Consider the following 19,777-nt stretch of genomic DNA (forward strand, 5'->3'; position numbering starts at 1 on the left):
TGGGTTGTGTTTTGGTCTAAAATAGATTACCAGTACCAAAACGAGACCATGCTACATTGTTAGATTTTTAAGATAATTAAAACTACCTAACCCACAAATTTTACGGTAATGTGCTTTGAGTAAAAATAACAGTTTGTCACTTTCAAAAAGTTTTCTAATATTAGTTGGAGTAGGTGTCCAAAAGTTTTGTAATCCAAAAGAGTAAAATTTATAAGACTAAATTAGCCTAAGTGGATTGTTTATAAATTAAAAAAGTTTATTATTATATTATAGTTAATCATACCAAAGGTGGGGATATCTTGAAAAAATATAATATAGATTGGGAGAGTATTCAAAATGAGAACTCAACAATATTTGAAGAAAATTATCGACAATTAGCAGTTTTTTTTGAAAATAACAATATAGAAGAAGTACTTTTTGAAACAGTATTTATGGGATATAAAGGCTTTTTTGGACTTGCGGAATTTGAATATTTATATGGCTACATACTAAGTAGGGACATTGAATATAAAAAAAAAGATAGTTTTAATTATGAAAAATTATCTACATTAAAAGAATGTTTAAATTCATTAGTAGAATCATGGGAACATTCAAATAACGCAAGGAAAGTTAAAGATACTAAAAATAAAGAAGATTATTACAGAAATTCATTGCTGGCTTCTGTAACAAGTGACTACGTATTTCAAAGAGGTGAGAAAAATCTTGACATACTTAGAAAAAGGAATATTGGAATTTTTGGTCTGCTTAGTAGTGAAATGAAAACATATTATGGATTTAATATTGAAGATGTCTATTTAATAATTGATTATGTAGTAGAGAAATATAAAAAGGCTGTCACTAGTATTAGAAATAAATTGATTATAGAAACTATGGGGGATACAAATTTATTTTTTAAAAAACTGCCAAGCATTGATAAAAGTTCATTTTTAATAAATATTCCTCAGTGTGTTATTGATACGGGATTGGATAGCGATGTCATTGAAAAGTTTTTTGAAATGTTTAACTTAGAAATAGAAGAGATTAAATCAACGGGAAACTTTAAATATCCTACTGATAAAAATCTATTTAGAGAATACCCAATCTTAAAACTACCTAATGGTTATATATTTCCTTGTATGACTACACTTTACTATGAATTAGCACCGAAATTTATGGAAGTTTTAATTAAGAATCAAGGTACAAAAGATAAATTTCTTTCAAAAAGAGGGGATTATTTAGAAGAAGAGGTAAATAGTTTTTTTGCTAGAGTTTTTCCAGATTCAATAATTTATTCTTCACTTTATTATTATGTTATTGAAGACGGTATAGAAAAAAGATGTGAATTAGACCATTTAATAATTTATGATACAAATGTTTTTATTATTGAGTCCAAAAGTGGAAAATTTTCAAACCCTGCTAAGAGAGGGGCATTTGATAGTTTTAAAGGAGAAATACAAGAAAATATAGAATATGCTTTTAAACAAGCTAAGCGAACTAAAGATTACATCTTTGATAGTGATATCCCAATATTCACTGATAAAAAAGGAAAAGAAATTCCTGTAAATATAAATAAAGAGTTGATTTTAAATTGGTTTTTAATAAATGTAACTTTAGAGAATTTTGGTGAAGTTGCGACTAACCTTAGTACTTTAAATGAAATAGGTATATATGAATATAACGAATACCCTTGGTCTGTAAATTTGAGCGATTTAGAAAAAATAAATAAATATTTGAAGCACCCAAGTCAGTTTATCCATTATATATATAGAAGAGTTAAATCAAATAATAGCGAAAGTAATAAAATTATTGTATTTTATGAATTGGATTATTTATACCATTATTTAAACCATAATATTTATTTTGATGATAGAGAGAGAGAGGTAATTATTCTAGAGACTGGGGGTGATGAAGTACTTAACAATGCAATAATTGAAGGAGAGGATCTTAGTAAATATCAACAAACTATACCTCAGGAACTAATTCGAATGATAGAAAAGTTAGAAAACTATAGACCCTTGGGTTATTCAGAAGTAATCATTAATATATATGAATTAAGTCATGAGGGAAGAGAAAATTTGACAAGTGCCTTTATTAAAGGAATCGAAGAGTATAAAAGGGTTGAAAAAGAAATAGAAATAATCCTTGATTCCGAGAAAATAATCTATCATCTATATTTTAGTGAGACTAAGAAATTTGATGTAGAAAAGTGGAAGGCTTTAACGCATTTAAGATATTACCAAATTAAATATAAAAAAATGCTATGTTTTGTTAAGTTTATAGATGATACGAGTAAAGAAGGAACATTTAATAATTTTATGCTTCTAGAAAGTAAGGTGTGGGAAGTAGATCCAGAGATTGAGGAAATTTCCTCAAAAATAGGAGAATTTAAATCAAAGAGTACTACAATTAAATAATTTTAGTTTAGATTGAGAAAAAGTAAGTGTTGGTTTATTCAATGAAGTACCTCATATTAACCGCAAAATGTATGACATTACGAGTAAACCATCAGCGATTATTAAGGGGGTATAAAAGAAAATAAACATAGTATAACGAGAATCTGAATTTAAAAGATTCTCTAACCAAGTTCGTGAAACATGTAGTACACCCTAATAATAAGTTAGTTTAAATATAAATATGTACCCAAGTTAGTGTACATGACGCCCGCTTGTCTGCATAGTGCTACGCGAATCCTAAATAGGCAAGATACACGCGTAAAAGCTTAAGTGTTAGAGTTTCTGAACGTGGGTTCAAATACCGCCGTCGCCATAATATAATCTCATTGAGTGTCAATGAGTATCAAAGCCCTTGATTGACAAGGATTTTTTATTTTTCTGTATCATAGTAGCTTAAGTGTGAGAGTTTTTGGGCGCGAGTTCGACTCCCATGGTCCCTATAAATAAGCAAAACCTCGATTCCTTTGTGAATCGGGGTTTTTTTAGTGCGCCCGGCATGCACATGAACTATAGGGTGCAAGTCTCGAGTCTCGAAGACAGAAGTAGAGGTTAGCTAAGAGCAAGGGTGTCCTGGCGACGTAGAATCTGAAGGAAGCTGGAGGCAAAGCACCGGTCCGAGGAACACAAATCTCATAGAAGGCTAGGTATGAATGATTGAGTTTGCCAAACAAAGCTCTTTCTGTCGGAGGTCATATCAAGTAAATGAGGCGTATTTTCCAAAAAATCGCTGTATGCTTTATAAGATGCAATGCTATAATTTAGAACGTTAATCATTTTTAAAAGGAGTCTATTATGTGGTTTTTATTTGCTTTACTAACAGCTCTAGCTTGGGGCTGTGCTGACCTTTTTTATAAAAAAGGGTCAAATCCAGAAGATAAGTATAGCCATTTCAAGATCGTCATCATGGTCGGGATTGTCATGGGTGTCCACGGATTTTTTTATATGCTTTGGAACGATTTAACGTTTGAGTTTTTCGAGCTTGTGAAATATTTACCGGTATCGTTTTTCTATATTTTATCGATGACGATTGGCTATATCGGTTTACGTTACATCGCCCTTTCTATTTCTTCACCGATTCAAAATTCTTCAGGTGTTATTACGAGTCTTTTATTATTTTTCTTTTTCTCGCATACTTTTAGTGCGTTAGAGTTAAGTGGGATTGCATGTATTACGATTGGTGTCTTATTCCTGGGTGTGCTTGAACGTCGCTATGAGTTAAATGAAATTCGGCATACATTAACCGCTGATGATAAAAAGTATCAAATTGGCTTTATTGCGATTATATTTCCGATTTTATATGCGATTTTAGATGGTGTCGGTACGTTTTTAGATGGTATTTACTTAGATGAGCTGAAGTTGATTAGTGAAGATAACGCCTTACTTGCCTATGAATTTACATTTGCGATTTGTGCGTTCATTATTTTCTTATACTTACATTTCTTTAAAGGTGTTACGGTCAATCCATTTAAGGAAGGTACGCGTATTTCAGCTGCTATTTTTGAAACGATTGGTCAATTTTTCTATGTTTTTGCAATGGCAGGTAACGCAATTATTTCAGCACCGATGATTGCGTCGTATAGTATTTTCTCGATTTTACTATCGCGTATTTTCTTAAAAGAAAAGCTAACAAAAGGTCAATATTCGGTCGTGGCGTTAGTCATTTTAGGGATTATTATTCTTGGTGTATCTGAGGAATTATAATCCAAGATCGACTAGCGTGACCTCCGTCAATAACCAAAGCCTCGATTCCACTGTGAATCGGGGCTTTTTTATATTGCCTTTTAATAATTAGCTGTCTCGAAATCTGACTTACCATTTTAATCAATTAATTAAATCGTACGACTTCTACCAATTTATTATTTGTTAAAAATTATTCACAAATAATAAATTGTGCCTATGTTAGAGATATTTTATAATGATGATACTACAGAGGTACAAGATTTACTCTGACCTGCAAGCTAACGGGAACCATACCCCGTAAATAAATCATTTGGGAAATTATCTGATATTTAAAACGGAGAATTATCAGCGTTACTCTATCATTTAATGCCAAACAGTGGAGGGCAATTGATCCTCCACGTGCCGGAATTTTCAGGAAAAGAGAGTGACTCTGAAAATATTAGATAAAAAGAAAAACCAAAGCTCGCACAAAACACAAAATTATTTAACAAATAATAATTTTGTGTAACCAAGTGACACAGTAAGCATATTTTTTTGAGTTTACTTGTGAAATGTTGCACAAAGTTAGTTGGGTAAATACCAGAAAAACTTCCGTTTTGTCGGTAATTGCTTTATTCATTTGAACAAATTGATTTATTTGATCATGATGGCATCTTGGTTTTCACTACAAGGAATAAATCAAGGGTGGGTTATCCTCTGTTGTAAGTTGATGAAGTAGTAAGGAGGACTTCAGATGAAAAAGTTTTTAGAAGGATTGTCGGTTTTGTTGGTTGTCTGTTTGATTCTGACGATGATGCCGACGGTGGATTTTGCAGACGAAGAAGCCGTGAACAGTGTCACAGCAAAACTGGAAGAGATTGATACCCTGCAGGAAATGCAGAACAAAAGAGCGAGCTATAAGGCATCCGGTACATATTCAGATGCAACGGCAGAGAATCATGAACAGAAAAGAGCTGAATATGAGCAATATCTTGCAGATATGCGAGCTGCTCGCAAAGAAGCTGCCGAGGCATATGCAGCACTGACGGACAAGGAGAAAGCATCCATTGATCCGGAACTGGTGAAAAAACTAGACAACAACCTAAACACAGTTTTTAAGCAAGTCTCTGATACCGTAAATACCGGTGTCCAAGACTATCAGTATCAGGCGGTATATCCGAAATATGCATATGAACTTAGTAACCATATGGTCAGCACGGACGGTGGCCAGAACAATGAGATACCTCAAACACTAGTGCTAGTGGATACGGCGAAATATGCAGGAGAATGGACTCCAAACGGACAGTATTCTTTTGGCAAAAGCAACTATGAAGTTGTCTATTGCAGTGACGCTATGGTCGATTTAGAAGATGGTACCTTTTATCAGCGTGTGAATTTGGAGGACAGCACCTACTACGGGGCAGAGGCTGCTGAACATATCCGTGCGATTGTTTCCAATTCCTATCCTTATCTTTCTCTGGAGCAGATGAAGTCCAACCTGGCAGCTGCAAACTTTGAGGGTGCCGAGCTGCTTACCCGTAGCGATATCATCGCTGCAGTACAGATGGCAATCTGGAATTATTCAAACGGCACAGAAATAGGGGAAAACGTCTACCAATATAGCAGCACTTTCGATTTGAATGCCAATACACAGTGGGGAAGCGGAATGCACGATTATACAAACGAGCTGTGGGATTGGTGGAGTGTTGGAAAACGTCATTTAACTGTTAATAAAGAAGCTGGTGAAAGAGTTAACAGATTGGCAAAGTACCTAGCAGGGCTAAAAGGAGAAAAGGCTAACCAAAATCAGATCGTCATTAACCATGTGAAGATTGAAGGGGCTGAGCCTGTTCAAGCTAAGCAGGACGCTTACAATGTAGCGCTTAAAGTACAGCTAAACAATGGTGGTACTAGCGCAGAGGATAACATTGTCATTACCGCAACAACAGCCTCTGAGTCAATCACGAAAGAAGTGAAACTGGGTACTTCCGAGTACGATATGGTGATTGAGGCGAAGGCAGGAGAGACCATCAATGTAATCGTGGAAGGAAAACAGTTACTGCCTAAGGGTGCATACCTGTACGAGCCACAGCCAGCTGACGCGGATGGAGACGGGGTTGCTACTGGACGAGAGGTTTCTCAGGTGCTAGTTGGTGTTGCGGAAGGCTTGACTGCTATCCGAGCAACTGACTCTGTAACGCTAGATATTCCAGTGAGTAATCCTGTTACGGCAGACCTGAAGCTTCAAAAGACTAACGAGAAGGGTGAAGCACTGACTGGTGCTGCTTTCGATCTTTATTTCCTCGGAAAAGAAGGTACCTACAACATGGGAACCTATCCAGTAGATAAAAATGGAATGGTAGTTGTGAAAGATCTTCTTCCAGGTAAATACGAGCTGGTGGAGAGTGTCGTGAAGGAAGGATATGTGAATCCTGAAAAAGCCATTGCGTTCAGTATTGATGAAAAGGGCGTATTGACGTTAGCTGATTCTGCGGATGCACAGCTTGTAGATGGTGTGTTGGTCGTGAAGAATTATCCAACTAACTATAAACCGGTGGGATCCTTGAGCATCAAGAAAGTAGATTCAGTAAGTAAAGAGCCTCTGGAAGGTGCTACATTCACAATAAAGGGCAAGGACTTTGAAAAGACTTTAACAACAGGTGAAGACGGTACTCTTCTATTCCCGGAACTAGCATTTGGAGAGTATACGTTAACAGAAACAGAAGCCCCAGCGGGATATATGAAAGACGCAACCGAATGGCCGATCAAAATTGGCGATGGGGAAGGCGAGAAAACTGAGTGGGTACAAGAAGTGGAAAATACCCCTGTAGGATCTCTTGAAATTACCAAAACAGATATGGACACGAAGGAAGCGTTGGAAGGAGCAGAGTTTCAGCTTACCAATCAAGAAGGAAAAGTCGTGGATACATTAACGACTGATGAAAATGGGATGGTATCATTTGCGAACCTTCCATATGGTGAATATCTAATAGAAGAAACAAAAGCGCCAGCAGGATATATTTTAAATAAAGAAAGTAAAGTCATTAACATTGAAGAGCCTGGTCAAAAAGAAGAGCTCACGTATGAAAATATGCGTGAAAATGTAAGCCTAGCTATAGAAAAAACAGCAGATAAAACAGAAGCGGAAGTTGGCGAAACAGTAACCTACACAATCGTTGTAACGAATACTGGAAATAAAGCTTTAACGAACGTGCTTGTGAAGGACGAGTTGCTTGGTCTTGATACTGTCATCGACCAATTAGCTACTAATGAGTCTAAAACATTCACGCAAGAGTATGTCGTTACTGCTGAGAACGTAGGCGAACTAGAGAATATCGCTACAGCTTCTATTGAAATAGATGGAAATCAGGTTATCCAAGAGTCTTCCGTGGTTGTGAAAGTATCTGAAGATGAGGGAATAGTAGGTGGGGTTTCCACAACAATAGATAAAATTATCGACTGGGGCAAAAACCCTCAAACTGGAGACGCTACCACTAACACCTTAGTCATCCTATTTGTTTTTGCTGTAGCTGGAATCGGCTTATACGTATATAAAAGAAAACAAAGAGGCTAAGGATGGCGGAAGGTTTAAATAGTTTCAAAAATTAAGATACAGGGAGCCTCTAAATGATGGTAGAGGCTCTCTGTTTTCATTGCAAAAAGAAGAGGTGGGGATAGATGAAAAAGTTCTTTTCTGGACTCATATTTATGAGTCTCTTGATTGTTTTTATTGGATCAGGAGTTATGTTGGTTCAAAATGTTGAGGATGAGGTTCAATATCATGAGATGGAAGAGCATATCGAAGAAGAAAAACAACTAATAGTAGAGGAAGAATATGAATTTGAAGAACTGGAAGAACAGGAAGAAATTGATGACGATATAATCGGTTGGATTACAATCGCAGATACAGCTATCGATTATCCGATTGTTCAAGCGGGTGATAATAGCTACTACTTATCGCATACCTGTTCAGGTGAAGAGTCTATTTATGGAAGCATTTTTATGGACTACCACAATGCTGCGGACTTTTCCGATAAACATACGATTCTATATGGGCACAATATGAAAAATGGATCCATGTTTCATGATTTAAATGACTACAGCGACCATGATTTTTTTGACGAGCATATTTATATTGACGTGTATAGTCAGGATGTTTACCGTAAGTGGATGATTTTCTCTACTTATAATACAGAACCAAATTTCAATTACTTGGAGACGAAATTTGATTCAACGGAAGAATACTCGAATTTCTTGGACGCGATATTAGCCCATTCGCAGCTTAGTAATGAACAAGTAAAAGTAACCCCAGAAGATAAAATCCTGACCCTCTCCACTTGCAGCAGAGAGCTAGAGAATGGAAGAAGAGTAGTCCATGCCAAATTGGTGGAAGAGGTAAGGGACGTTGAAAAGACGAAAAAGGTAGAAGAAAAGTAAGATAAACCTTCATATAAATAATCAATGGGCTAAATCACTGGTTTGTGGTTTAGTCTTTATTATGCAGATTAGAACTTGAGGTGGAAAGGTTCTATGTGGTTTTGCGAGCGTCATAACAGTATTGGTAACGAAAGAGGCTCTAGTCTGAGTGGTTACATAGTGTTACTTCACATGAATGGATTCGGTTTTGATTTGTAATCACTATACATACCTACGATAAACCAAGTTAGGGAACAAGAATCGAATCTATTCTTTCATAATAGGTTCGATTCTTGTTCAAATTTATTTATCTAATATTTAAGTCTAGTAGGAAACAATAAATGGTTCGGAGCTGCGACGGCGACTCCAGTGGGAGCGGAGTGACAGGCGAGACAGCACAACCACACGCGCAAGCGTTGGGTACTGGCTTGCAGAGGAGGGAAAACTAAGAACGTCACGTCGTGTGACAATGTTTTCCTGACCAACATCCTGTTGGCCTCCACTCCAAGCGTCCGACGCAGCAGAGAACCAGAGGTTCAAAACAAACAAAGCACTTATAATTTTCTTATCAAAAGCAAGAATTTTTTACAGCTTTATGTAATCGCTTTCAAATTGTTTTATAACAAATCTGTTTGATTCATTCTTTTTATAGTACAGGTTATTTTATTTATATAGTACAGATTTTATTTTTTCAGAAAAAACTTTGACTTATATTCATTTCTAAAAAGAATTTAATATCAGAAAAATGGCAGAAAATCACTGCCGTCAGTATTTAAAAACCTTTTAAAACAAGATATAGTGGAAGTAATTGGACTCGAGTCCACAAATTGTTCAATATTTTTTTGATGATAGGGCTTTCATCTTTTTTCGGTTGGTTATATAATCTGTTACATAAGAAATTTACTTTCTGTTATACAAACAACTAGAGAGGCGGATAAAAACATGGAACAATGGAAAGGCTTTCAATTAGGAAATTGGAACAAAGAAATTAATGTTCGTGACTTCATTGTAAACAACATTACTGTATATGATAAAGACGATTCATTCCTAGCTGGACCAACAGAAGCTACTACAAAACTATGGGCACAAGTTATGGACCTAAACAAAAAAGAACGTGAGGCTGGCGGCGTTTTAGATCTAGATTCTAAAGTCGTTTCTACAATCACTTCTCACGGTCCTGGATACCTTAACAAAGAATTAGAAACAGTTGTAGGTTTCCAAACAGACGCTCCATTCAAACGTTCTTTACAACCATTTGGTGGAATTCGTATGGCTGAACAAGCTGCGAAATCTTATGGTTTCCATGTAGATGAAGAAGTAAAAGAAATCTTTACAAAATACCGTAAAACACACAACCAAGGTGTATTCGATGCTTACACAGATGAAATGATGTTAGCTCGTAAAGCTGGTATCATCACTGGTCTTCCAGATGCTTATGGCCGTGGTCGTATCATCGGTGACTACCGTCGTGTAGCTCTTTACGGAGTAGACTTCTTAATTAACGAAAAGAAAAAAGACATGAAAAACATGGGCAAAGTAATGTCCGAAGACACAATCCGTCTTCGCGAAGAGCTTTCTGAGCAAATTCGTTCATTAAATGAATTAAAAGAAATGGCAGCAGCTCACGGATTTGATATCTCTGCTCCAGCTTCTAACGCTCGCGAAGCATTCCAATGGTTATACTTCGGATACCTTGCAGCGATTAAAGAGCAAAACGGAGCTGCAATGAGCTTAGGTCGTACATCTACTTTCTTAGATATCTACATCGAAAGAGATTTACAAAACGGTACATTAACAGAAGTAGAAGCACAAGAATTAGTTGACCACTTCGTTATGAAATTACGTCTTGTAAAATTCGCTCGTACACCTGATTACAACGAGTTATTCAGTGGAGACCCAACTTGGGTAACTGAATCAATCGGTGGTATCTCATTAGATGGAACACCTTTAGTAACGAAAAACTCATTCCGTTTCTTACACACATTATCAAACCTTGGACCAGCTCCAGAGCCAAACTTAACAGTTCTTTGGTCTACTAAGCTTCCAGAAGGCTTCAAAAAATTCTGTGCGAAAATGTCTATCCAAACTAGTGCGATTCAGTACGAAAACGATGACATCATGCGCTTAGAATACGGCGATGACTATGCAATTGCTTGCTGTGTATCTGCAATGCGTGTAGGTAAACAAATGCAATTCTTCGGAGCTCGTGCAAACTTAGCAAAAACTTTACTATATGCTATCAACGGCGGTGTGGATGAAAAACTTAAAGTTCAAGTTGCTCCACGTTTCGCTCCAATTACTTCTGATATCTTAGACTTTGATGAAGTAATGGCTCGTTTTGACACAATGATGGATTGGTTAGCTGAATTATATATCAACACATTAAATGTAATTCACTACATGCACGACAAATACGCTTATGAAAGAATCGAAATGGCACTTCACGATACAAAGATCCTTCGTACAATGGCAACTGGTATAGCTGGACTAAGTGTTGTAGCTGACTCTTTAAGTGCTATTAAATATGGTCAAGTAAAAGTAATCCGTGACGAAAACGGTATTGCGGTTGATTTCGAAACAACTGGCGATTACCCTAAATACGGTAACAACGATGATCGCGTAGACCAAATGGCAGTAGACTTAGTAGAAACATTCATGACTAAGCTACGCAAACACGCTACTTACCGTGATTCTTTAACAACTATGTCTATCTTAACAATCACTTCTAACGTAGTGTATGGTAAGAAAACAGGTAACACACCTGATGGACGTCGTGCTGGTGAGCCATTCGCTCCTGGTGCAAACCCAATGCACGGAAGAGATACAAAAGGTGCATTAGCTTCATTAGCATCTGTTTCTAAGCTTCCATATGCACACGCTTTAGATGGTATCTCCAACACATTCTCTATGGTACCAAAAGCATTAGGTAAAGACGATGAAAGTCAAATTGCTAACTTAGCTGCAATTCTTGATGGATATGCATCTAAAGAAGGTCACCACTTAAATATCAACGTATTTAACCGTGATACTTTATTAGACGCTATGGAGCACCCAGAAGAATACCCACAATTAACAATTCGTGTATCTGGTTACGCAGTTAACTTCATCAAATTAACTCGTGAACAACAAATCGATGTAATTAACCGTACTTTCCACGGAAGTATGTAATACAGAAAGCAGTAGTGCCCTGTTTAAATCCTTCTAGACGAAAATCCACCTCCTAAAGCTTAGGAGGTGGGTGAGTCTACTAGGCGCTGTAGCTAGACAAAGACCAAATTCGGATGACACGCTGATAACAGTTGTTATTCTTTTTGGTCTTTTGTTTTACTAGGAACTATTTAGCTTCTTTGTGTATCTAGAACATAGGAGGAGAATTTTATGATACAAGGGAATATTCATTCCATCGAGACATGTGGTACAGTTGATGGTCCAGGAATCAGATATATTGTATTCACGCAAGGCTGCTTGCTTCGCTGTCAATATTGCCATAATGCCGATACTTGGGAAATCGGCACTGGTAAAACAATGACGGTGGATGAAATCATTCAAGATCTAGAAAGCTATCGTCCGTTTATGGAGTCTTCAGGCGGGGGAATTACAGTAAGTGGTGGAGAGCCTTTATTACAAATGCCATTCATAACTGAGCTATTCAAGGCTTGTAAAGAGAAGGGGATTCACACAACGATTGATTCTTCCGGTGGGAATTTCTCAGAGCGTCCTGAATATCTAAGTCAATTAGACGAATTGCTTCAATATACAGACCTTATTTTAGTTGATTTAAAGCATATTGATCGAGAGAAGCATAAGCGACTAACAGGTAAATACAATGATCATATTCTGAAATTCGCACAATATTTATCCGATAAAAACATTCCAGTTTGGATTCGCCACGTACTTGTACCAGGCGTAACAGATTTTGATGAATATCTAGATCGATTAGGTGAATTCATTGGTACCTTGAATAACGTAGAGAAAGTGGAAGTGTTACCTTACCATAAGCTTGGGGAATATAAATGGGAAGCACTTAACTTGAAATATCCTCTAGAAGGTACAGAGCCACCAACAGAAGATCGCGTAAAAAATGCATACGAAAGACTAACTCGTCATTTGAAATAACCTATTGGTTTTAGCCGAATAAAAACGGACTCCGCTTTTGTGCAGAGTTCGTTTTTTCGTTTAGTAATATGATTTCAAATAAAATCATTGCAATTATTACAACGAAAAATGGAATGGATAAAACGTTCGATAAAGGAAAAGTTGCTTTATGAACATACACACACTTTATCTATGCATTATCTTATTTAACTGCATTTGCCGAAGAAGTTAATATGCCTTTTATTTTATAAAAAATTGTTCCTGCTAGATAAATATTGGAGGTATTTTCATCATAGTCACCAGTCATGTGTCTACTTCTACTAGGACTTTACAATAAGCCTATTAAAAAATGTTGCTTTTGAAACGAATAAGGAATTTATTTCTATTTGTGTTATTGTATAACTAAGGAAATATTCAAAATACATAAAGGGAGATTTAGTTCTTGATAACAATTCAAAAAGCAGTTATTTCAGATGCCGATAAACTAACAGAAATAATGAAAAAAACATTTGATGAAGAAGCGAAAAGATGGCTTATAAATCAGGATATTTCAGATTACAACATCCAGCCTCCGGGTTATGCATCTATTGAGGTAACGAAATATATGATTGAAGAATTAGTTTATTACAAAATAATACATAAACAAGATATTGTTGGGGGCATAATCGTGACTGTAACGGGTAAGTCCTTTGGAAGAATAGACCGTATTTTCGTTGACCCAGATTATCAAGGAAGAAAAATCGGTTCAACCGCAATCGGATTAATCGAAGAAGAATTTCCAAGCGTAACAACTTGGGACCTTGAAACTTCTAGCAGACAAATTAACAACCACCATTTTTATGAAAAATTAGGTTATAGGATTATTTATAAAACCGAAGATGAATATGGCTACATTAAAAGAAAAGAACGGTCATTAGGTAACCTGAATTTAATGGAAAATAAAGATATATCGAACACTCAATATGATGACTGCGAGATGGAAAAAACAGAGTATTATCAAGTAAATTTAGAAGAGAGTTCTTTTAGTAACAGTAACCTAATGAGTACTCATTTCAGTAACTGTAACCTTAGTCGCTCAAAGTTCCAAAACATTAATTTCAAACATTCCTTTTATGCCGATTTAAACCTTTCTTTTAGCAAAATGAGGTTTGTTACTCTAGGAGGGGTCCGCTTTATAGATACAAACCTTGGAGATGAAAAAGAATCACTCTCTTTTGAAAGATGTGACCTTCAAGGGACTAAAATTAGTAACAGTAACCTAAGAAACCTACAAATTACGGATAGTGATATAACAGGAATGACAATAGATGATATACCAGTAGAAAAACTACTTGAAGTGTATTACCGAGAGTCCAGAAAGTAAATGTTACTTTACAGAGAATAGCCGCCTTCGTAGGAATGGTGGTTACCTTACACAAAAATTTACTGTATAAAAGAACAGTAATACATAAGATAATAGCTTAAATTTATAGCATGTAAACGTTTTACTCTGCTAGGACATTTCATAAAACCATCACATCTTTCTGCCTAAACGTGCTTGTTTCATTGATTCCATTTCCCTAACATGAAAAGTAAGGTTAAGGGGGAAGGTCAGATGATGAGCGAGGCGTTGGAGTATCTTCAACTATTTTATAGAGAAACTGGCAAGTCGGAAGAAGAGCTTGCTGTTCGAATAGCCGAAGTGAAAAAGGAAATAGAAGAAAAGGAAACTTACAATCAAACCGAGGAAGAGCTGGCGTATGGTGCGAAGCTTGCTTGGCGTAATAGCAACAAGTGCATTGGTCGTTTATTTTGGCGAAGCCTGCATGTGATAGATAAACGGGAACTAGTGGATGAAGATAGCATCTTTCAAGCATTGCTAGAGCATATTCAATTCGCTACAAATAAAGGGCGCATCAGACCAACCATCACCATTTTTTCTCCCGACCGGGTGAGAATTTGGAACCACCAGCTGATTCGCTATGCAGGATATGAAACACCCGATGGGATTATGGGGGACTCGGATTCCGTTGCCTTCACGAAGGCTTGTGAACAGCTTGGCTGGAAGGGGAGGGGCGGGCGCTTTGATGTCCTACCTTTAGTCATTCAAGTAGATGGAAAGAATCCTAGGTTTTACGATATACCGGAGGAGTATATTTTAGAGGTTCCGCTTAGACACCCGGAATATGACTGGTTCGAGGAACTAGAGTTAAAATGGTATGCGGTTCCGATGATTTCTAGCATGAAGCTGGAGATTGGCGGGATTTCTTATCCAGCTGCTCCTTTTAACGGCTGGTACATGGGAACGGAGATAGGTGCGAGAAACTTAGCGGATGATAATCGCTACAATATGCTGCCCGTAATTGCGGAACGGATGGGCTTGAACACGAAATCGAATGCATCCTTGTGGAAGGACCGAGCATTGGTGGAGCTTAACACTGCGGTCCTTTATTCCTTTAAGGAAGACGGCGTGAGTATTGTCGACCATCACACTGCAGCTCAGCAATTCAAGAAATTCGAACAGCTTGAGCAAGGGGCTGGTCGCGAGGTGACTGGCAACTGGTCTTGGCTCATTCCACCTATGTCTCCAGCAACCACTCATATCTTTCATAAGCCCTATGATAATAAAAAAGTGACACCGAATTATTTCTATCAAGAGCAGCCTTATAAATAGGCAGGAGATGGCTTTAATTCTGTAACAAAGTTTCCATAATCATTATTACTTACGCACTGAATGAAACGCTCAGTGCGTTTTTTCATTTATTAAACTCCGTGCACCATGCAAGAGTGTATGCAATACTTGAGGATATTATGGTTGCGGCAAATAAATATAAAGGGAAAGCGGGATGTTCATATATGAGCCCAGTAGAAAAAACCATCATTGCCATTGCCAATATGGCAGAAAATGTGAAAGTCACATGAGAAGCCCTGGTTGCTTTATTAGTGATGACCAGCTCCCGTTCATCCGCTTCCTGAAATTCTCCAAACTTTAATAGGAAATTAGCCCGTTTTCTTGGCTTTAATTTAACAGAGAGCATCATATAAATGATGATCAACAGAAGGCTGACTACAAATGGCCATAAACTAAATTTTACTTCATTTAAAATTATTTCTCCGCTTGCCAAGCCTCGATCAAATTCATCCATCAACCAGATATTCTCATACGCAAACCCCAATGTATATGCCATTAAGCCAACAATAATAATCTTGCTAAAAGTTTCGAAAATAACAATTCTCACTTTCCGTCCTCCTTGAAAAAGATTTGTTCGATTGGTTCCTGAAACACTTCCGCAATATTCATCGCAAGTAATAGCGATGGCACATAGGTTCCTTTCTCCAACGCTATAATGGTCTGACGTGTTACACCTACTCTTTCAGATAAATCCTTTTGCGTAAGGTTAGATCTTGCTCTCAGTTCCTTCAACCGATTTTTAATTTCCATTTCTATCCTCCCCGTGTTATACCCTTAAATGTAAAGAACTTCTTACAAAAAGTAAAGTATTTCTTACATTATACGCATAGGAAAATAAAATATAAGATACCGTTTACCTAGCTTTTTGTCTAAAAGTTTAGTTGGATCTGGTTGGGGATACAGTAGGAGAGGATTTGGGTTACACTTCACGAAAAGCCGCTGGAGCAGTAAACGTAGGGTTTCATAAAAAAATTGCCGTCTCAGATTCAAGGATGGACGGCTCATCCTATACGTGCTGGTTCCCTGTATTTTTCTTTTTAATAAGGAAAAAGCCACCTAGGAAAGGGCAGAGAACCATGAAAAGCAGCAGTTGCTCTAGACGAGTAACATCATCGATTTGATACTTTACCATCGAAACAACTCGGAAAATAAGCAGGATAGCATAAATGCTCAATGTATATAGTATATATTTACGTGTAAATAGTAGTACCAAAAAGAGTACTATACTCGTCACAATTGCCAGGATGCTTAAATCCTTCAGCTCTTCCATGCTATAGTTAATAGGGAAGTCTGCGGTCATCAATGTCTTCTTTAAAAAAATCATGATCAATAAATACAGTAATACGACAAGCCGATAGAAGATAATATCATATATACATCGGCATCCAAGTTATAGTAGTAACAATAAAGATCCCTGAAAACGTTAGCCAAAATGCATTTTTTGTTATTTTTTCTTCTCCTTGATGTAATCTTTTTATCATACCAATAAGATTTAAACAGAAAACCATTGCAAAGATTGGGTTTAATAAAATTCCTATTCCTAAAAAAACGATCACTTCTCTAACAGCTCCCATTTTATATATTTATAATCATGGTTATCCCATATTCATCTGCACACTAACCATCCAAGTGATTGACGTAATGATATATACACCCGAAACGGTCAACCACAGGAAATTTTTATCGATCGCTTTTTCACCCTGATTCGCTTTTTTGATGATTTCGACTAGATTAAAACAAAATACAATAGCTAATATCGGATTTATGATGAAACTCATTTGAATAATTGAAAATAAAATATCTCCCATTTTAAACCTCCTTTAAATAATATTACCATTCATATCTACACGGTAAAACAGACTATTTTAAAAGGCATCCCAAAAGAAGAAAACTTATGGAACACCCTTTAGCACTCATATTCTTATCAATGAAATAAGTCCTCGTATGTGTAGTGTTCAACCTCTACTTGGAATTGATTTGCAACTTTTTTTACACTGATATAAAGTCCCAAGACACTGCCTTTCTTTCGATCGCTTTTTGGGAAGGTGATATGGGCGTATCCTTCACCAATTCCATCAATATGGAAGATATCAGCCTTCGCATCTTTTTTTACTTTGATGATCTTTTCGTCTTCCTTTTGGAGAACGAACTCACTAAAGTTGCCTTGCTCCTTCGTTAAATCCACGGTCACCTTTGGTATAACTAAGATGGAAGTGGTTAGATAATAAAAATTATCTGGCTGAGCGTTACTTGATATAGCGTAATTTACTTTTTTTCCATTTTCATATTCAACTACCACTAAATTCTCTGTTGGTTCACTCAGTGATATACAAATTAGTGTTATGTCCGCAAGATTACTATTTTCAGGACAAACCTTGAATTGAACATTTTCTTTTATTATTTTTCCGTCGGTAGACAATAGGGAGATTGCTTTCACCTTGTCTTTAGCAGCTCGCAATCGAACATCCGTCGTCATAACATCGTTTGTTTCTTCCATATCAATGACTAACTTACTGTTTTGATTACTTACATACACATAGAATTTTTTCGATTCAGATCCATTTTGTGTTTGATTTCCCCCAGAAATGACAAGCTTTTGTGTTCCAGTTTTTAAAGGAACGATTTGAAGTGTATCCGAAAATGTTCTTGTTGGAATCACTTTTATAATAGAAGGCTCGACTTGCTCTGACGGGACATTTTTATCCGCTTGGTAATCATTGTAGCCTCTAAACTCTGTCCAACCAAAATCCTTTCCTTTAAGCGTAATCTTATTAGCAGCTGTTTTTTCTGTGTTTGTAATGAGAACAGCGGCCTGTGCTCTAGTAATCGGTTGGTTGGGACCAAATGTAGTAGGGGAGGTGCCTGACGTAATAGCTAGCTCATGTAATGTGATAATCGCATTTTGATGGCTCATCGCTTTATCGATGTCGGTAAAAGGTGAAGATTGGTAGTGATATTGATAGGAATGGAATCCAAATGTTTTTATTAGAATAGAAGCCATTTGTCCCCGAGTAATGGGATCGTTTGGTCCGAAACGGCCATTCTCATATCCTTTGAAAATTCCTTTTTCTATCGTGGCGGCAATTGCTCCATAGCTCCAAAGATTTTCATTTACATCTTGAAAACCAGGGTTTTTCACATTCTTTGTTGGTAAATCTAATAGCTTGGCAATAATAGAAGCTGCCTGGCCACGGGTAATAGAAGCACTTGGATTAAAAGTGCCATCGGGGTAGCCCCCGATAATATTGCGTTCAGCTAAATCATAAACAGCCGAGGCATAAGGTTTATGGGCAGGAACATCAGAAAACGATTGATTACTAGTTGGGGGTGCTGCGAATACTTGAATAGAAGCCAAGACGAAACTAACCCATAAAGCTACAAATAAAAAACCTATCTTTCTAGTAAACATTTGTTAATCCTCCTTTCAATTCTGTGTTTCTAATATTCTGTAATATCACAATGAACCACATTAAGAACTGGCACGATATAATTAAGAGAGAGATAAATAACTAAAGTGAGAGCTGTTTAATAGTGTCTTCTCCCTGACTAGTTTTATCCCTATTCTCGTGTGCTGAAATTCTATTACTAATAATAAGAAAGATAGGCACTGTACTTTTTCTATCAGCTGTCTTTTATTTCGTGAAAAAACTGCTCCACCATAATCTTTAGTTCAGGTTCTGTCTCATAATAATGGTCACCGATTGTGTTTAAGCTAAAGTGAAATGTTCTCTCGCTATTTTCATAGAAATGGATAGAATAAAGGAACCCTTCTCGTTTCTCTTGATTTTCATCTGGGTTGAATACAATTTCCTTTATTTCATGGATAAACTGATTTATTTCTTCTTTCTCCTCGGTGAAGACTAATTCTCCGGTACTTCCATCTACTATTTCTATTTTCGTCACTTGGTCTAAACTTCCTTCATATTCCTTTTCTATTGTTGTTGGCTCGAGCCCACAGCCTGAAAGAAATGTACAGCATAACAAAGCCATAAAGACACGCTTCACAGTAATCCCTCCGTATAAAATTAGACGACCTTTAAACGTGTTTGTTACAGTTTTTAGTTGTCTTCATCCATTTCTCTTAAATATTGTGCGACATCCTCAGGCAGCTCCTCCGTATGGAGAATGTATAATTTTTCTGTACCAGGGGAGGTTTCCAATAATATAGACCCATTTTTACCGTATTCTAAAATAGTAAACTGTCTAATTTTAGAGGGACTGACCCTATCCACCATGATATTTTCATATTGTTCTCTTGTAAAACGGCTTTCTTCTTTATCGAGAGCAAGTTTCTTCACATCCTCATATTCATCGGAGCGAATGATATGGTAGTATAAATCCAATGAATTTTTCGGCTTAATTAAAATAGGGTAAAGCAACACACAGATAGTCACTAGAAACAATGTAATAATAATCATGAATTGGTATTTTCCTAATTGGATGGTGAACAACCCCTCTCTTTATTTCTATAATAAACCAATTTTTAGCAAAAAAGGTATTTGGA

General features: G+C 36.6%; 15 protein-coding genes and 1 pseudogene. 9 read left to right on the forward strand and 7 right to left on the reverse strand.

The genetic code is table 11. From position 1 onward, the window contains the following. Nucleotides 1-299 precede the first annotated feature (299 nt). The 9 genes and pseudogenes from AC1VU3_RS01275 (at nucleotide 300) to AC1VU3_RS01315 (ending at nucleotide 15,255) form a co-directional block, all read left to right on the forward strand. On the forward strand, nucleotides 300-2,393 hold the full coding sequence (locus AC1VU3_RS01275; protein ID WP_482982509.1) for an NERD domain-containing protein: 2,094 nt from the start codon (nucleotides 300-302) through the stop codon (nucleotides 2,391-2,393). Between the two features lie 28 nt (nucleotides 2,394-2,421). Next, a pseudogene (locus AC1VU3_RS01280) lies at nucleotides 2,422-2,508 on the forward strand (hypothetical protein); the annotation flags it as partial. 716 nt (nucleotides 2,509-3,224) lie between these two features. Next, on the forward strand, nucleotides 3,225-4,133 hold the full coding sequence (locus AC1VU3_RS01285; RefSeq protein WP_482982510.1) for an EamA family transporter: 909 nt from the start codon (nucleotides 3,225-3,227) through the stop codon (nucleotides 4,131-4,133). Nucleotides 4,134-4,845: 712 nt separating this feature from the next. Next, the gene (locus AC1VU3_RS01290) at nucleotides 4,846-7,665 is read left to right on the forward strand and encodes a SpaA isopeptide-forming pilin-related protein (RefSeq protein ID WP_482982511.1); all 2,820 of its coding nucleotides are present in this window, start codon (nucleotides 4,846-4,848) and stop codon (nucleotides 7,663-7,665) included. Nucleotides 7,666-7,769: 104 nt separating this feature from the next. Next, nucleotides 7,770-8,528: a class B sortase gene (gene srtB / locus AC1VU3_RS01295; RefSeq protein ID WP_482982512.1), complete on the forward strand. Its 759-nt coding sequence runs from the start codon at nucleotides 7,770-7,772 to the stop codon at nucleotides 8,526-8,528. 921 nt (nucleotides 8,529-9,449) lie between these two features. Next, nucleotides 9,450-11,675 carry a formate C-acetyltransferase gene (gene pflB, locus AC1VU3_RS01300; RefSeq protein ID WP_482982513.1) on the forward strand — a complete coding sequence of 742 codons (2,226 nt, stop codon included), beginning with the start codon at nucleotides 9,450-9,452 and terminating at the stop codon, nucleotides 11,673-11,675. Nucleotides 11,676-11,885: 210 nt separating this feature from the next. Continuing rightward, on the forward strand, nucleotides 11,886-12,623 hold the full coding sequence (pflA, locus tag AC1VU3_RS01305; protein WP_482982514.1) for a pyruvate formate-lyase-activating protein: 738 nt from the start codon (nucleotides 11,886-11,888) through the stop codon (nucleotides 12,621-12,623). 475 nt (nucleotides 12,624-13,098) lie between these two features. Continuing rightward, entirely contained in the window at nucleotides 13,099-13,965 is an 867-nt protein-coding gene (locus tag AC1VU3_RS01310; protein WP_482982638.1) for a GNAT family N-acetyltransferase, read from the forward strand. A 231-nt stretch (nucleotides 13,966-14,196) separates the two neighbouring features. Next, complete coding sequence (locus AC1VU3_RS01315; RefSeq protein WP_482982515.1) at nucleotides 14,197-15,255, forward strand: nitric oxide synthase oxygenase; 1,059 nt, start codon at nucleotides 14,197-14,199, stop codon at nucleotides 15,253-15,255. Nucleotides 15,256-15,337: 82 nt separating this feature from the next. Here the strand turns inward: AC1VU3_RS01315 and AC1VU3_RS01320 are convergent, their stop codons facing one another. The 7 genes from AC1VU3_RS01320 to AC1VU3_RS01350 form a co-directional block, all read right to left on the reverse strand. Further along, complete coding sequence (locus tag AC1VU3_RS01320) at nucleotides 15,338-15,820, reverse strand: hypothetical protein (protein ID WP_482982516.1); 483 nt, start codon at nucleotides 15,818-15,820, stop codon at nucleotides 15,338-15,340. After that, nucleotides 15,817-16,023 carry a helix-turn-helix transcriptional regulator gene (locus AC1VU3_RS01325; protein WP_482982517.1) on the reverse strand — a complete coding sequence of 69 codons (207 nt, stop codon included), beginning with the start codon at nucleotides 16,021-16,023 and terminating at the stop codon, nucleotides 15,817-15,819. Before AC1VU3_RS01325 ends, AC1VU3_RS01320 begins: the two co-directional genes overlap by 4 nt. A gap of 256 nt (nucleotides 16,024-16,279) precedes the next feature. Then, nucleotides 16,280-16,573, reverse strand: coding sequence for a hypothetical protein (locus AC1VU3_RS01330; RefSeq protein WP_482982518.1), 294 nt, complete (start codon nucleotides 16,571-16,573; stop codon nucleotides 16,280-16,282). Nucleotides 16,574-16,868: 295 nt separating this feature from the next. After that, nucleotides 16,869-17,081: a hypothetical protein gene (locus AC1VU3_RS01335; protein ID WP_482982519.1), complete on the reverse strand. Its 213-nt coding sequence runs from the start codon at nucleotides 17,079-17,081 to the stop codon at nucleotides 16,869-16,871. 116 nt (nucleotides 17,082-17,197) lie between these two features. Beyond that, a complete protein-coding gene (locus tag AC1VU3_RS01340) occupies nucleotides 17,198-18,682 on the reverse strand; it encodes an S-layer homology domain-containing protein (protein ID WP_482982520.1) in 1,485 nt (494 codons plus the stop codon). Nucleotides 18,683-18,894: 212 nt separating this feature from the next. Beyond that, nucleotides 18,895-19,278, reverse strand: a complete 384-nt coding sequence (locus AC1VU3_RS01345; protein WP_482982521.1) for a hypothetical protein — start codon at nucleotides 19,276-19,278, stop codon at nucleotides 18,895-18,897. 53 nt (nucleotides 19,279-19,331) lie between these two features. Further along, nucleotides 19,332-19,691, reverse strand: a complete 360-nt coding sequence (locus AC1VU3_RS01350) for a hypothetical protein (RefSeq protein WP_482982522.1) — start codon at nucleotides 19,689-19,691, stop codon at nucleotides 19,332-19,334. Between the last annotated feature and the right edge of the window lie 86 nt (nucleotides 19,692-19,777).

The organism is Psychrobacillus sp. Z16_25, assembly GCF_056856695.1.